This is a genomic window from Nocardia sp. PE-7 (assembly GCF_030486425.1).
Classification (GTDB): domain Bacteria; phylum Actinomycetota; class Actinomycetes; order Mycobacteriales; family Mycobacteriaceae; genus Nocardia; species Nocardia salmonicida_A.
Map to the genome: position 1 here is coordinate 2,606,830 of NZ_CP129614.1, position 13,060 is coordinate 2,619,889.

A 13,060-nucleotide genomic window follows, 5' to 3' on the forward strand; every position below is an offset into this window, starting at 1 on the left:
ATATCCCCGTGCGTATCGAGCGGACCGAATTGGCCGACGTGGTGGTACTCGTTCCCGAACCGTTCCGGGACGAGCGTGGACTGTTCACCCGCACGTTCGACGCGGACGAGTTCGACGCCCATCTCGGGGTGCCGGGCGCGGCGGCGACCTTCGTGCAGGATTCGCAGTCGCGGTCGGTGCGCGGGGTGATCCGTGGCATGCACGGTCGCGGCGGGCGCGGTGAGGCCAAGCTGGTGCGGTGCGCGCACGGCGCCGTCCACGACGTGCTCGTCGACATCCGGCCTGGTTCGCCGACTTTCGGTGCGCGTCAAGCGTTTCGGCTCGACGACGAACAGTTCCACCACCTGTACGTGCCGCCGGGTTTCCTGCACGGATTCCAGGCGCTCACCGAGATCGCCGACGTCTGCTATCGCATCGACCGCCCGCACGATCCCACCGAGGACCTCGGGGTCGCCTACGACGACCCCGAGTTGGCCATCGATTGGCCGCTGCCCGTCGGCCCGGTCTCCGCGCGCGACGCGCGGGCGGGGAGCTGGCCCGCGCTGCTGGCTACGCTGACGCCGACGCACTGATCCGGCGCAGCTGTGCGTCGAGCACCCCGGAGTCGCACAGGCCCTGCAGATGCGGCAGTCGGGTGAATCGCCGGAAGAACGCGTCCGAGGTGAGCCCGCGCGCGGTGTACTCGGTGAACAGCTCGGCCGCGCCCGCGGGCACCGTCCACTGTGCCTCGAAGCCGAGAACCTCACGCGCGTAGGAGAAATCGACCCGGTAGGACCGCGGGTCCGCGCCGCTCTCGCCGGTGATCAGCAGACGCGAGCCGGGTACCGCCTCGACGACCGAGGCGGCGATCTCGGCGACGGTCAGGTTGTTGACCTCGGTGCCGATATTGAACGCCCGGCACGAGACATCCGCGGCGGGGGCGGTGAGGCAGGTGGCGAACGCGGTGGCGATGTCCGCGGCGTGGACCAGGGGGCGCCACGGGGTGCCGTCGGAGAGCACCTTGACCTCGCCGGTGAGTACCGCGTAGCCGACCAGATTGTTGAGCACGATATCGGCCCGCAGTCGCGGCGAGAAACCGAAAGCCGTGGCGTTGCGCAGGAACACCGGCACGAAATCGTCGTCGGCGAGGGCGGCCACATCGTCTTCGACGCGGACCTTGCTCTCGGCGTACGGGGTGATGGGCCGTAGCGGGGCGTCCTCGGTGACGAGTTCGGCACCGGCGGCGCCGTAGACCGAGCAGGTCGAGGCGTAGAGGAACCGCGAGACCCCGGCCTCCTTGGCGAGGCGGGCCAGACGCACCGACGCGTGATGGTTGATGTCGTAGGTGATCTCCGGCGCGAGGGCGCCGAGGGGATCGTTCGACAACGCGGCAAGATGGATCACCGCGTCGAAACCGCGCAGCTGCTCGACGGTCACCTCGCGCAGGTCCACCGCCAAACCTTCGGGGTCGCCGGCGAACTCACCGAGCACGCAGTCGGCGAAGTAGCCGATGTCCAGGCCGGTGACCTGGTGGCCCGCCGCCCGCAGCACCGGCACCATCACGGTGCCGAGATAGCCCTGGTGCCCGGTGACCAGTACCCGCATGTTCACGTCTGTTCCCATCTGATGATCGCTTTGTCGAGCACGAACGCCTCGGCGTACGGTGCGTGGCACTGCACCCCACGCATCCGGGCCAGCCCGAGGAAGGCCTGTTCGTCGAACCAGTCGCGGCCCGTCTGCGACGGATAGTGCTCGTGCAAAAGTCGCGACTTCTGTTGTGCCAGTTCATGACTCAACGGGTGGTAGAGCGTGGGAGTAGGGGTGTCTGTCTCCCATTTGAGGATTTCGTAGCCCAGGGTCAGGTGATCGCGGAACTCGGTAGGCACCAGTTCGGCGAGCAGGCGATGGTCCTGATGGGCGTCGCCACGATGCGGCGCGAACACCACGTCGGGTTCGCCGCCGCGACGAAAGTCCGCGAGTGCGTTCTTGATCCGGTCCCAGTGCGCCGGTGCGCGGCCGTCGGGCACATCGAGAACGTGTAGCTGCGGCTCGGTGCCCGAGCAGAAGGCGGTCAGCGCCGCACGTTCCTCGTACTCACGGCCGGTGCCGCCGCCGGAGAGCACCAGGGCCCGCACCTGGACCTCGGGATCGGCGCCGGTGAGCGCGAGCAGTGTCGCCCCCATCCCGATCGCGATGTCGTCGCAGTGCGCGCCGAGCAGCGCGATCCGGCGTGGTGGGCGGGTGAACAGCCCGATCACGGCCGGTCCCACACCATCCACGGCCGGGTGCCGTTGCGGTAGGCGTCGTCGAGCTCGGCGCGTTCCTTGAAGGTGTCGGCAGGCTTCCAGAAGCCCATGTGCTGATACCCGAAGAGCCTGCCCTGCCCGGCGAGCGCGCCGCACGCGTCGGCCACCAGATCGCCGCCGGGCGGCAGGAGATCGAAGATCTCCTGGCTGAGTACGAAGTAGCCGCCGTTCTCCCACAGGGGCATCTGCGCCACCGGCACGATGTCCTTCACCTCGCCGGTGGGGGAGATGTCCACGCAGTGGAACGAGGACTGCGGCGGCACCACCATCATCGACGCGGCAGCACCCGAGGCGTGGAAGCGGTCGATCATGGTGTCGAGCGGGGCGTCGGTGAGCACGTCGGCGTAGTTGGCCAGGAAATACTCGTCACCGTCGAGGTGCTCGCGCACGCGTCGCAGTCGTTCCCCGATCGCCGATTCGACGCCGGTGTCGACGAAGGTGATCGACCAGTCGCTGATGTCGCTGCCCAGCAGCTCCACTTCACCGTTGCGGATCACGAAGTCGTTGGACGCCGACTCCTGGTAGGTGAGAAAGAAGTTCTTGATGTGTTCGGCGCCGTAGCCCAGGCACAGCACGAATTCCTTGTGGCCGTAGTGCGCGTAGTAGCGCATCACGTGCCACAGCAGTGGGCGTGGGCCGACCAACTGCATCGGCTTGGGGACGACGTCGTCGGATCCGCCGCGCATGCGCATGCCGTATCCGCCGCAGAACAGGACGACCTTCATCGGTTCGTTCACTTTCCTTCGGAGTGTGCGCCGGCCGTGGCCGGTTCACTGATTATGGTGCCGCGATGCAGCACCGGCAGCGGATAGATCAGTTCGCCGCCCCACCGGCCGACGTGGCTGAGCTGGGCGGTGATCTCGGTTTCCAGATTCCACGGCAGCACGAGCACCACATCGGGTTCGTCGGCGTCGATGCGCTCGGGCGGATGGATCGGGATCCGGGTGCCGGGGGTGTAGCGGCCGTGCTTGTAGGGATTGCGGTCCACGGTGTACTCGAGCAGGTCGGGTCGGATGCCGCAGTAGTTGAGCAGGGTGTTGCCCTTGCCCGGCGCGCCGTAGCCGACGACCCGCTTGCCCGCCGCGCGGCAGTCGAGCAGGAAACGCAGCAGCTCGTGGCGGACCGATTCGGCACGGGCGCCGAGCGCGGTGTATCCGGCGGGCTCGTGCAGGCCCGCCGCCCGCTCGAGGTCGAGGACCTCGCCGACCCGGGCGGTCGGTTCGGCGACGGCGTCGGGGCGTGCCCACAGCCGGATCGAGCCGCCGTGGGTGTCGAGCAGTTCCACATCGACCACGGTCAGGCCCGCGATCGCCAGCGCGCGCTGCGCGGAGTGGACGGTGTAGTACTGGAAATGTTCGTGATAGATGGTGTCGAACTGGCCGAGCTGGACCAGGTTCAGCGCGTGGTGCACCTCGATGCTGCACCAGCCGTCGTCGCTGAGCAGGGTGCGCAGCGCGTGGGTGAACCCGCGCAGGTCGGGCACGTGGGCGTAGACATTGTTGGCGACCACCAGATCGGCCGGACCGTGCTCGGCGCGGACCCGTGCGGCCGAATCCTGTTCCAGGAAGGCTGTTTCCGTCGGCACGCCGGCCTCGCGGGCCGCGCGGCCGACATTGACCGACGGCTCGATGCCCAGGCAGCGGATGCCGCGGGCGACCGCGTGGCGCAACAGGTAGCCGTCGTTGCTGGCCACCTCGACGACGAACGAATCGGGGCCGAGATCGAGCCGCTCGGCGGTGGTGGTGACGAACTGCTCGGCGTGGCGGACCCAGCTGTCGGAGAACGAGGAGAAGTACGCGTACTCGGTGAAGGTGTCCTCGGGGGTGATCAGCGCCGGGATCTGCAACAGCAGGCAGTCCTCGCACAGGCGAAGGTGCAGCGGGTACGTCGACTCCGGCAGGTCGAGTTGCTCGACGGCGAGGAAGCTCTCGCACGGCGGGGTGGCACCCAGGTCGAGGACACTCGTGAGCTGTTCGGAATCACAGAGTCGACATTGCACGTGGAGCCCACACCTTCTTGCACGATCACCCAAGCTGTCACGGCTCATGCCGGTCATGCCGGAAGTCGGATAGACAGGTGCAGACGTTACAGCGGGCCCGAAGGGGCGTCCCGAAACATCCGGGACAGAAATAGATTCGTGGTAATTTTCGGAGTTCGACCAGGTCGTTCCGGCGTCGGCAAATTGCTGGCGAGGGCGACCATTCCTCACTCCTCTGTGATGCCGATCACTTGTGAAAGTGATTTTCCTGCATTCATATCGAAAGGCGATAGCAATTCGGTGATAGCTGTCCGATTGCGCCGTGGCGTGGCTAACTTTTGGAACCCGTTGTGGCGGTGAGACTTCGACAAGAATGCCTGGTGGGGCTCTGTAACAATCAGCTGGCGGGTATCGAATCGACGGGAAGTAGGACGGCCTCAACGGCCGCTTTCCGGTCGACGGGGATCGGGAAACGATTCGTCTCCCGAAGGGGAGGTGTGGGTTCATGAGCTACGAGCTCACTGGTAGTGGCGACGTCGATGTTGTCAACGGTGTCCAGGTGCTGCGCCGTACGCAGCGTGAGAGTTGGCAGACCGCGTTGGTCCAGCGGTTGGCTGTGACCGATGTGGTGGCGGTATTCGGCGCGGTCGGGGCAGCGCAGGTGATCCGCTTCGGTGGGCCCGCCGCGCCGCCGTTGGCCTGGCCCCTGTCCTACGAGGTCGGCTACTCCGTGGTGTCGCTGGCCTTGGCTGTCGGCTGGCTGGCGCTGCTGCACGGGTACGGCACTCGTACGCCGCAGGTGGTCGGTACCGGCAGTGAGGAATTCCGCAGGCTCGTGTCGGCGACGCTGCGCCTGTTCGGTGTGCTGGCGATCCTGGCGCTGCTGTTCCGGGTGGAGGTCGCGCGCGGCTATCTCGCGATCGCGTTGCCCGCCGGGCTGCTCGCGCTCGTGGTGGGGCGCTTGGCGTGGCGGTGGCGGTTGCGTCGGTGGCGCGCGCAGGGCCGGTGCCACACCGCCGTATTGGTGGTCGGTTCGCCGGAGGCCGCGCACGCGATGGCGTCGGCGTTCAGCGGCGATCCCGGTTCCGGCTACCGCGTGGTCGGCGTGTGCGTGCCCGCGGGAGCTCTCGGCGCACAATTCGATACGACCGACAGTCCGTTGGTGCTCGGGGACGATCGCTCGGTACTGGAGGCAGTGCGCCGCAGTGGCGCCGATTCGGTGGCGGTGGCCGCGACCGATCATCTCGGACCCGCCGAATTGCGGCGGATGGCCTGGGCCTTGGATCCGCTCGGCGTCGATCTGATCGTGGCGCCCGGTGTCGTCGACATCGCGGGCGTGCGGCTGACCAACCGGATCGTCGCGGGCATGCCGATGCTGCACATCGACCCGCCGCGGTACGGACGAGCGAAATCGAGTCGGAAAGCGCTGTTCGACCTGTGCTTCGCCGCGATCGTGTTGGTATTCATCGCGCCGACCCTGGCCGCTATCGCGATCGCTGTGAAGGTGACGAGTGCGGGACCGGTGTTCTACCTGTCGGAACGGATCGGGCGCGACGGTATTCCGTTCCGGATGATCAAGTTCCGCAGCATGCTCGTCGATGCCGACAGCGCGGTGGAGGCGCTCATCGACCACCACGGCGGAAATCCGTTGTTCTTCAAGGTCAAAGACGATCCGCGGGTGACCTCGGTGGGTCGGTTCCTGCGCAAGTACAGCCTCGACGAGTTGCCGCAGTTCTTCAATGTGCTGCGCGGTGAGATGAGCGTCGTCGGGCCGCGGCCGCAGGTGCAACGTGAAGTCGACAGCTACGACGGGGAGATGCGAAGGCGACTGCTGGTGAAACCGGGCGTCACCGGGTTGTGGCAGGTCAGCGGTCGGTCGGATCTGTCACCCGAGGATTCGGTGCGGCTGGACCTGTCCTATGTCGAGAACTGGTCGATGGTGCTGGATCTGGCGTTGATCGCGCGCACCATCGGCGTGGTCACCCGCGGCGACGGCGCGTACTGAAAACGGGGTGGTGAGTCGACTCACCACCCCGATTCGCTATCGGTCCAGCCCCACCGTCAGCGCAGGTCCCGGCGACGGAAAGCCATGAGCCCCACCAGGATTCCCGCTCCCGCGAGGGCAACCAGGTAGGCGATCGGCACGATGTCGAACGCCGCGCCCGGCAGCTTGGGCGGGTGGATGAAGGGAACCAGATCCAGAATCCACTGGGGGAAGCTGCCCAGCGAGCCCAGCAGGAAGATCACGATCATCGCGCTCAGTACGCCCCAGGCGAGCGCCGCGTACTTGGGCAGGGCGCCGAACAACAGCATCGCGACAGCGGTGATCACCCAGACCGCGGGAAGCTGGACCGCGACCGCGCCCACGGATTCGCTGACTTTGCCGGGCAGATCGCCATCGGTGGCACCCCAGACGACTCCGATGGCCAGGCCCGCCGCCAGCAGAGCCACGGCGGGTCCGCCGATCGCGAACAGCAGGTGGCCTGCCGCGAAACGCACGCGCCCCACCGCGCCGGCCAGAACCGTCTCGGCGCGGCCGGTGTTCTCCTCCTCGTGCAGCCGCAACACCGCTGACACCGAGTAGGCGGCGGCCGCGGCGGCGAGCATCGTGACGGCATAGGCGATGAACGACTTCTCCAGATCCGCCGACCCGCCCAGCGAGGTGACCACGTCCTGCAGGGTGCCGCTGTCGTCGAGCATGCCGCCGATACTGTTCACCGCGCCACCGATGAGCAGGCCGTACAGGGTGAAACCGGTCGTCCAGGCGATCAGCGAACCGCGCTGCAATCGCCAGGCCAGCCCCACCGGACCCGACAGCGCGGTACCGCCGACGGCCGGTCCGGGGCGCTCGGCCAGTAGGCCCGCACCGATATCGCGGGTCCGCAGCAACCGGTAGGCGAGCAGGGTGGCGCCGGCGCCGAGAGCGGCCAACGGCACCAGCACCCACCAGCGTTCGTCGGCGAACGGGCGGATCTGCAGGCACCAACCCAGCGGCGAGAACCACGACAGCACACCGTTTCCCGCGTCGCCGACCGCACGCACCGCGAACGCCGCGCCCAACGCTCCGAGCGCGATGCCACGGGCGAGCCGGGCGCCGGTGCTGACCTGCGCGGCGACAGCGGCCACCGCACCCCAGACCACACCGGACGCGGCCAGCGCGGCGCCGAAGGCCACCGAGCCCGCGGCGGGCAGATCGGTAGCCATCAGTGAAGCCGCGCAAGCGATTCCGGCGACGACCGACGCACCGTAGGTGAGCAGGAGTGCTCCGGTGAGGCCGGCGAACCGGCCGATGCTGGTGGCGCCCACCAGTTCCGCGCGCCCGGTCTCCTCCTCCACCCTGGTGTGGCGGATGACCGTGAGGACCGCGGCGATCGCGATCATCGCGTACATCGCCCCGGCCTTCCAGGTGCCGATGGAACCCAGCGCCGAACTGAAAACCGGTCCGTACATGGCGATCAGCGCCGGACTCGCCGCCGTGGTCGCCGCGAAGTTGTCGAGTTGTTCTCCGGTGGTGTAGATGTCCTTGATCGAGACGATCTGTAGTGCGGGCATCAGCCCGATCAACAGCGACCACAGCGGGGCGACCACTCGATCGCGGCGCAGATACAGGCGCAACATCTGACCGGTGCCGGCGAATTCGCCCGCGGTGCGCGAGGTCGCGGTGAAACGGGGGACAGCGGCGGTGGTGGTCATGCCCGCACCTTCTCCGCGGTCTCGGCGTTGTCGACGTGATAGTGGCGCAAGAACAGATCCTCCAGCGTCGGCGGCGCACTGGTCAGGCTGCGCACGCCCGCGTCACCGAGTACCCGGATCAGCGCGCCGAGGTGTTCGGCGTCGACCTGGCAGCGCAGCGTCGAACCGTCTTGCTCGACATCGCCGACGCCGGGCATCGCGCTCAGATCGCCGGGATCGCCGATCAGGTCCGCGGTGATGGCGGTGCGGCTCAGGTGGCGAAGGTCGTTCAGCGATCCGGATTCGACGGTTCGACCGGTCCGGATGATCGTGACCCGGTCACACAGGTGCTCGACCTCGGACAGGATGTGGCTCGACAGCAGCACCGTCGCACCACGGGCCGCGGCCTCGCGCACACAGTCCTGGAAGACCTGTTCCATGAGCGGGTCGAGACCCGAGGTCGGTTCGTCGAGGATCAACAGGTCCGCATTCGCCGAAAAGGCCGACACCAGTGCGATTTTCTGCCGGTTGCCCTTGGAGTAGGTACGCGCCTTCTTGGTCGGGTCCAGCTCGAAGCGTTCGATCAGCTCACCGCGACGTGACCGGTCAAGACCCCCGCGCATGCGGGCGAGGAGATCGATCGTCTCGCCCCCCGACAGCGACGGCCACAGGGTGACATCGCCTGGGACGTAGGCGATCCGGCGATGCAGGGCCACCGCATCGGTCCACGGATCACGGCCGAAGACCGTGGCTCGGCCACCGGTCGCGCGCAGTACGCCGAGCAGGATGCGGATGGTGGTGGACTTGCCTGAGCCGTTGGGACCGAGGAAACCGTGGATTTCGCCGGTCGCGACATGGAGGTCGAGTCCGTCGAGCGCGGTGAAGCGGCCGAACCTCTTGCGCAGGTCCGCGACATCGATGACCCGGTCGTCGGTGGGGGAGGGCATCGTCTACTCCTCGAAAAGGGTGTCGAGCATGGTGGAATCGGTGAGTAATCCTTGGGTGTAGAGCTCGAGCGCCGGGAAGGTGATCTCGTCGGACAGCTCACGGATCGCCTTGCGGTAATCGAGTTTTCCTTCACGCTGCATGCGCATCTGGAGATAGAGGTTCATCGCGCCGACATGGCAGAGCACGATGTAGCGAGCGCGGGCCGCGTGGTCGCGACTCGGCTTGGCCTTGCCCTCGTCGACGGCGGTCTGCATGTACTGCTCCGCGTCGGTGATCATGTGCTCGAGCAAAGACTCCGACAGCGGACCGCCTGCCTGGAAGCTGCGCAGGATGTAGGCCACCAGGGGCGCGTACATCTCGATCTCGGCCATCGCGTTCAAGATCCCCGCGGGACCGGGCGCCTGGATCGCGCGCAGCTTCTCGTCGCGGATGATCTCGAGCACACGATCGTCGCAGACCGCACGCAGTCCGTCCTTGGATCCGAAGTGATGGTTCACCAGCCCGGGCGAGACCCCGGCCGCGGCGGCGATGGCCCGAACGCCGACGCCGAACCCCTGCTCACCGAACAATTCGATCGCGGCATCGCGAATCCTGGCGGCGGTGGTGAGGTCGGCTGAACGCATGTTCAATATGTTAAACGCGCGTTCAATCCGTTGGCAAGACTTTCGCCCGAACCGAGTTTCGGGCCTGGGTGACACTTCGCGCGCGAGCTAATGTCGAAGTCATGGCTACCGGCACATCGACGACGGCAGAACATCTCCGCGCAGCGCTGGACGGACCGTGGCGCGCGGTCAGGGAACAGGCACGCACACAGCTCGCCGGTGAGGAATTCACCGACGACCCCGAACTCGACATCCACGCGGCCAGGGCGCGTGTACTCGACCAGATGCGCGCAATCGCCACCATGGGCTACCCCGAGCGCGGCTTCCGGCCCGAGAACGGCGGCACCGGCGATCCCGGCGGCGCGGTCACCGGACTGGAGATGCTGGCCTACACCGACCTGTCGCTGTGGGTGAAGTCCGGCGTGCAGTGGGGACTGTTCGGCGGCGCGGTGGAGAACCTGGGCACCGAACGGCACCGCGACTTCATCAAGCGCCTGATCTCGCTCGATCTGCTCGGCTGTTTCGCGATGACCGAGTCCGGGCACGGCAGCGATGTCGCCAACGTGGAGACCACGGCCACCTACGATCCGGCCACCCAGGAGTTCGTCGTCGACACGCCGACGCCGTCGGCGCGCAAGGACTACATCGGCGGTGCCGCGGTCCACGCGCGGATGGCCGCGGTGTTCGCCCAGCTGATCGTCGGCGGCGAGAGCAAGGGCGTGCACTGTCTGCTGGTGCCGATCCGCGACGAGCTCGGCGCGGACCTGCCCGGCGTGACCACCTACGACGACGGCCTCAAGGGTGGTCTGCCCGGCGTCGACAACGGCCGGATCGTCTTCGACCAGGTGCGGATCCCGCGCGAGAACCTGCTCAACCGCTACGCCGACGTCACCCCGGACGGCACCTACGACTCCGAGATCGAGAACCCGAGTCGGCGCTTCTTCACGACGCTGGGCACGCTGGTACGTGGCCGGGTCAGCGTCGGCGGCGCTGCCGCCGCGGGCACGCGGGTGGCACTGAGTATCGCCGTGCGGTACGCGCTGGCGCGCCGCCAGTTCGCCGATCCCGACACCGGCGACGAGACCCTGCTGATGGATTACCGCAGCCATCAGCGCAGGCTGCTGCCCTTGGTCGCGAAGTCGTTCGCGCTGGCCTTCGCCCAGAACGACCTCGTGCGCCGGATGGATGAGATCCAGCGCGGGGAGAACACCGAACCGAGCTCACAGCGGGCGCTGGAAAAGCGTGCCGCCGGTCTGAAGGTCGCGCAGACCCGCCACGCCACCCGGGCCATTCAGGAATGTCGCGAAGCCTGCGGCGGTGCGGGATACCTCACCGAGAACCGCCTGGTCACGCTGAAGGCTGACACCGATGTGTTCACCACCTTCGAAGGCGACAACGTCGTGTTGACCCAGCTCGTGGCGAAGGAACTGCTCACGGCCTACTCCGACGAGGTCCGCGACCTCGACGCGCTCGGCTGGGTGCGTTTCGCGGCCACCATGGCCGGTGACGTGGTGCGCAAACGCTCCGGTGTGCGTCAGCTGATCCAGACCCTGCGCGACCGCAACGACGAGACCGTCGACGAAGGCGACCTGTCCAAACGTGACGTCCAGCTGCAGCTGTTCGCCGACCGCGAGGACTACCTGCTGCGGACCGCCGCGCACCGGCTGCGCGCCCGTGCCACCGACACCGGACCGTTCGAGGCGTTCAACAACGCCCAGGACCACATCCTGGCCGCCGGCACCGCGCACATCGATCGCCTCGTGCTGGAGGAGTTCGTCGACGGCATCGCCGAGATCGAGGACCCGGACGCGAAAGCTCTCGCGGAAACAGTCTGCGACCTCTACGTGTACGCCTCGCTGGAGGAGAACCTGGCCTGGTACATCATGCACCGGTTCATGTCGGTGGAGCGGGCGAAGGCCGTGCGGCGCGGGGTGAACGAACTCGTCGACCGCCTGCGCCCCGACGCGCTGACCCTGGTGGAGGCGATGGGCGTGCCGGAGACGATGCTGCGCGCCGAAATGCTGCACGACGCCAGCGTTTTCGATCGCCGTTAGGCGCTGCTCCGGTCCCGCAAGGCCTCGGAGAGCCAGCACAGCCCGATCGCCATCGCGGCCGCTGCCGCCGCCCCGCCGAGTACATCGGTGGGGTGGTGGTAGCCCAACTCGGCCATGGCGGGGGTGATCGCGATCAGCGCGAGCACGGTCAGCGCCGCGACCAGGACCCGGATCCGGTAGTCGGTTACCAGGAACGCGAAAGTTGTTGCGACAGCGACCAGATGGACGGTGTGCCCGCTCGGGTAGGCGAGATGGTCGTCGAGTCGGCGATCCCAGAGCGGTTTCAGCAACCAGGTGTTGACCGCCAACGCGATCTCGGGAACCGCCAGCATGGTCACCGCCTGCCACCACTGCCGACGCAGGGCGAACCAGGCGCACGCGGCCAGCAGCAGCGCTACGACCACCGGTGCGTTGCTCGGGGTGACGAGCGCCTGCGCGAGACCGGGGGAGACGGTGTCCTCGGACACCACGGCATCCAGCTCGCTCGCCCCGCCGTTCGCGGGGAACGTCAACGGAATCGCGGCGGTCAGTGCGGCACCGGCGCCGATCGCGGATACCCGGACAACGGTGGTGCTGCCCCGCCCGTCCCCGCTCAGGCGGGACCGTAGGTGAGCACCGCCGTGACCACGAACCACAGCACCCACACGATGGCCACGATCATGCCGAGGGCGAGGGTGATCCGCAGGAACGCCCGGCCGAAATCGAGATCGCCGCCGACTCGCGGATACAGCTTCCACGGGCTGTACCACGGCGCCACCATGCCCCGGGACTGCGCTTGGTGTTCGAGCTCGGCCTGTTCCTCGGCGTAGGCCTCCGCGGCCGCCTGGGTGGGCCCGCCGTGCCACAGCGTCACATCGATCGGACCGAGGAAGCCCTCGTTGAGCAGATCCTGCGGTGCGGGCAGGAACGGCAGGATGCCCAGGCCGCGGAACGCGATGGCGATGTCGTTGGCGGTCCAGAGGTTGTGTTCCTTCTCGGCCAGCAATTCGAAGTACATCTCGAGTCGATGCGGGTCGTCGGTGACGATCACATCGAAACTCGGGTCGCTCCAGCCCTGGTGCACGTCGATCTGGGCGCCGGGCATCGGCACGATCAGACCCAGACCGTGCACCGCGCGCTGGCCGAGCCCGCGAGCGGCGAGATAGTCCTGCAGCGCGAAGGTGTGATCACGCGAACGCTCCAGCGGCGTGGACTTCTCCGCACCCGCGAACTGGGCCAGCTCACCGGAGACCATCCACGGCCCGTTGAGCGGGATCTCCAACACGCCGTCCTGCGGGGCGGTGAACGTCTCCGCCTCGATCACCACGCAACTGGTCGGAGTCCAGACCACCGCGTCGAACTGGTGCAGCCGATCCTGATGGAACAGACTGCAGTTGATCGTGGCGACACCGTGCGGGCTCGACGGGTCCTTCCATGTGCGCAACCAGTCGATCAGCGCCGCCTCGGCATCGCTGCCTGCCGCATTCTGCACGCGCACGAGCATGGAGACCGCCCTTCGTTGGTCGTTGGCGCGGTACTCGG

12 protein-coding genes are annotated in these 13,060 nt (G+C 67.6%); 3 read left to right on the forward strand and 9 right to left on the reverse strand.

The annotated features are described in order from the left end of the window. Positions 1-8: 8 nt before the first annotated feature. On the forward strand, positions 9-572 hold the full coding sequence (rfbC, locus tag QX204_RS12260; protein ID WP_301906830.1) for a dTDP-4-dehydrorhamnose 3,5-epimerase: 564 nt from the start codon (positions 9-11) through the stop codon (positions 570-572). On the opposite strand, the gene QX204_RS12265 is transcribed toward rfbC, so the two are convergent. Genes QX204_RS12265 through QX204_RS12280 form a run of 4 tightly spaced genes read right to left on the reverse strand, consistent with a single transcriptional unit; the run spans position 550 to position 4,284 of the window. Next, entirely contained in the window at positions 550-1,584 is a 1,035-nt protein-coding gene (locus tag QX204_RS12265) for an NAD-dependent epimerase/dehydratase family protein (protein ID WP_301907979.1), read from the reverse strand. The genes rfbC and QX204_RS12265 overlap by 23 nt on opposite strands. Positions 1,585-1,586: 2 nt before the next feature. Then, on the reverse strand, positions 1,587-2,249 hold the full coding sequence (locus tag QX204_RS12270; RefSeq protein WP_301906831.1) for a PIG-L deacetylase family protein: 663 nt from the start codon (positions 2,247-2,249) through the stop codon (positions 1,587-1,589). Further along, the gene (locus tag QX204_RS12275) at positions 2,234-3,010 is read right to left on the reverse strand and encodes a glycosyltransferase family protein (RefSeq protein WP_301907980.1); all 777 of its coding nucleotides are present in this window, start codon (positions 3,008-3,010) and stop codon (positions 2,234-2,236) included. The genes QX204_RS12270 and QX204_RS12275 overlap by 16 nt, the downstream gene beginning before the upstream one ends. An 8-nt stretch (positions 3,011-3,018) precedes the next feature. Then, positions 3,019-4,284 (reverse strand): class I SAM-dependent methyltransferase, encoded by a 1,266-nt coding sequence (locus tag QX204_RS12280; protein WP_301906832.1) that lies wholly within the window; start codon positions 4,282-4,284, stop codon positions 3,019-3,021. Positions 4,285-4,768: 484 nt separating this feature from the next. On the opposite strand from QX204_RS12280, the gene QX204_RS12285 reads away from it, so the two are divergent. Beyond that, a complete protein-coding gene (locus QX204_RS12285) occupies positions 4,769-6,268 on the forward strand; it encodes a sugar transferase (RefSeq protein ID WP_301906833.1) in 1,500 nt (499 codons plus the stop codon). Between the two features lie 56 nt (positions 6,269-6,324). On the opposite strand, the gene QX204_RS12290 is transcribed toward QX204_RS12285, so the two are convergent. From QX204_RS12290 to QX204_RS12300, 3 genes are read right to left on the reverse strand one after another with little or no spacing between them, the layout of a single operon-like run. Then, complete coding sequence (locus tag QX204_RS12290; protein ID WP_301906834.1) at positions 6,325-7,956, reverse strand: ABC transporter permease; 1,632 nt, start codon at positions 7,954-7,956, stop codon at positions 6,325-6,327. Continuing rightward, the gene (locus QX204_RS12295) at positions 7,953-8,882 is read right to left on the reverse strand and encodes an ABC transporter ATP-binding protein (RefSeq protein ID WP_301906835.1); all 930 of its coding nucleotides are present in this window, start codon (positions 8,880-8,882) and stop codon (positions 7,953-7,955) included. The genes QX204_RS12290 and QX204_RS12295 overlap by 4 nt, the downstream gene beginning before the upstream one ends. A gap of 3 nt (positions 8,883-8,885) precedes the next feature. After that, positions 8,886-9,506, reverse strand: coding sequence for a TetR/AcrR family transcriptional regulator (locus QX204_RS12300; RefSeq protein WP_301906836.1), 621 nt, complete (start codon positions 9,504-9,506; stop codon positions 8,886-8,888). 101 nt (positions 9,507-9,607) lie between these two features. Here QX204_RS12300 and QX204_RS12305 point away from each other — a divergent pair, with 101 nt between their 5' ends. Further along, a complete protein-coding gene (locus QX204_RS12305; protein ID WP_301906837.1) occupies positions 9,608-11,539 on the forward strand; it encodes an acyl-CoA dehydrogenase family protein in 1,932 nt (643 codons plus the stop codon). Here the strand turns inward: QX204_RS12305 and QX204_RS12310 are convergent. Then, complete coding sequence (locus QX204_RS12310; protein WP_301906838.1) at positions 11,536-12,174, reverse strand: phosphatase PAP2 family protein; 639 nt, start codon at positions 12,172-12,174, stop codon at positions 11,536-11,538. The two genes, QX204_RS12305 and QX204_RS12310, sit on opposite strands and share 4 nt — an antisense overlap. Next, on the reverse strand, positions 12,132-13,010 hold the full coding sequence (locus QX204_RS12315) for a nuclease-related domain-containing protein (protein WP_301906839.1): 879 nt from the start codon (positions 13,008-13,010) through the stop codon (positions 12,132-12,134). Before QX204_RS12315 ends, QX204_RS12310 begins: the two co-directional genes overlap by 43 nt. Between the last annotated feature and the right edge of the window lie 50 nt (positions 13,011-13,060).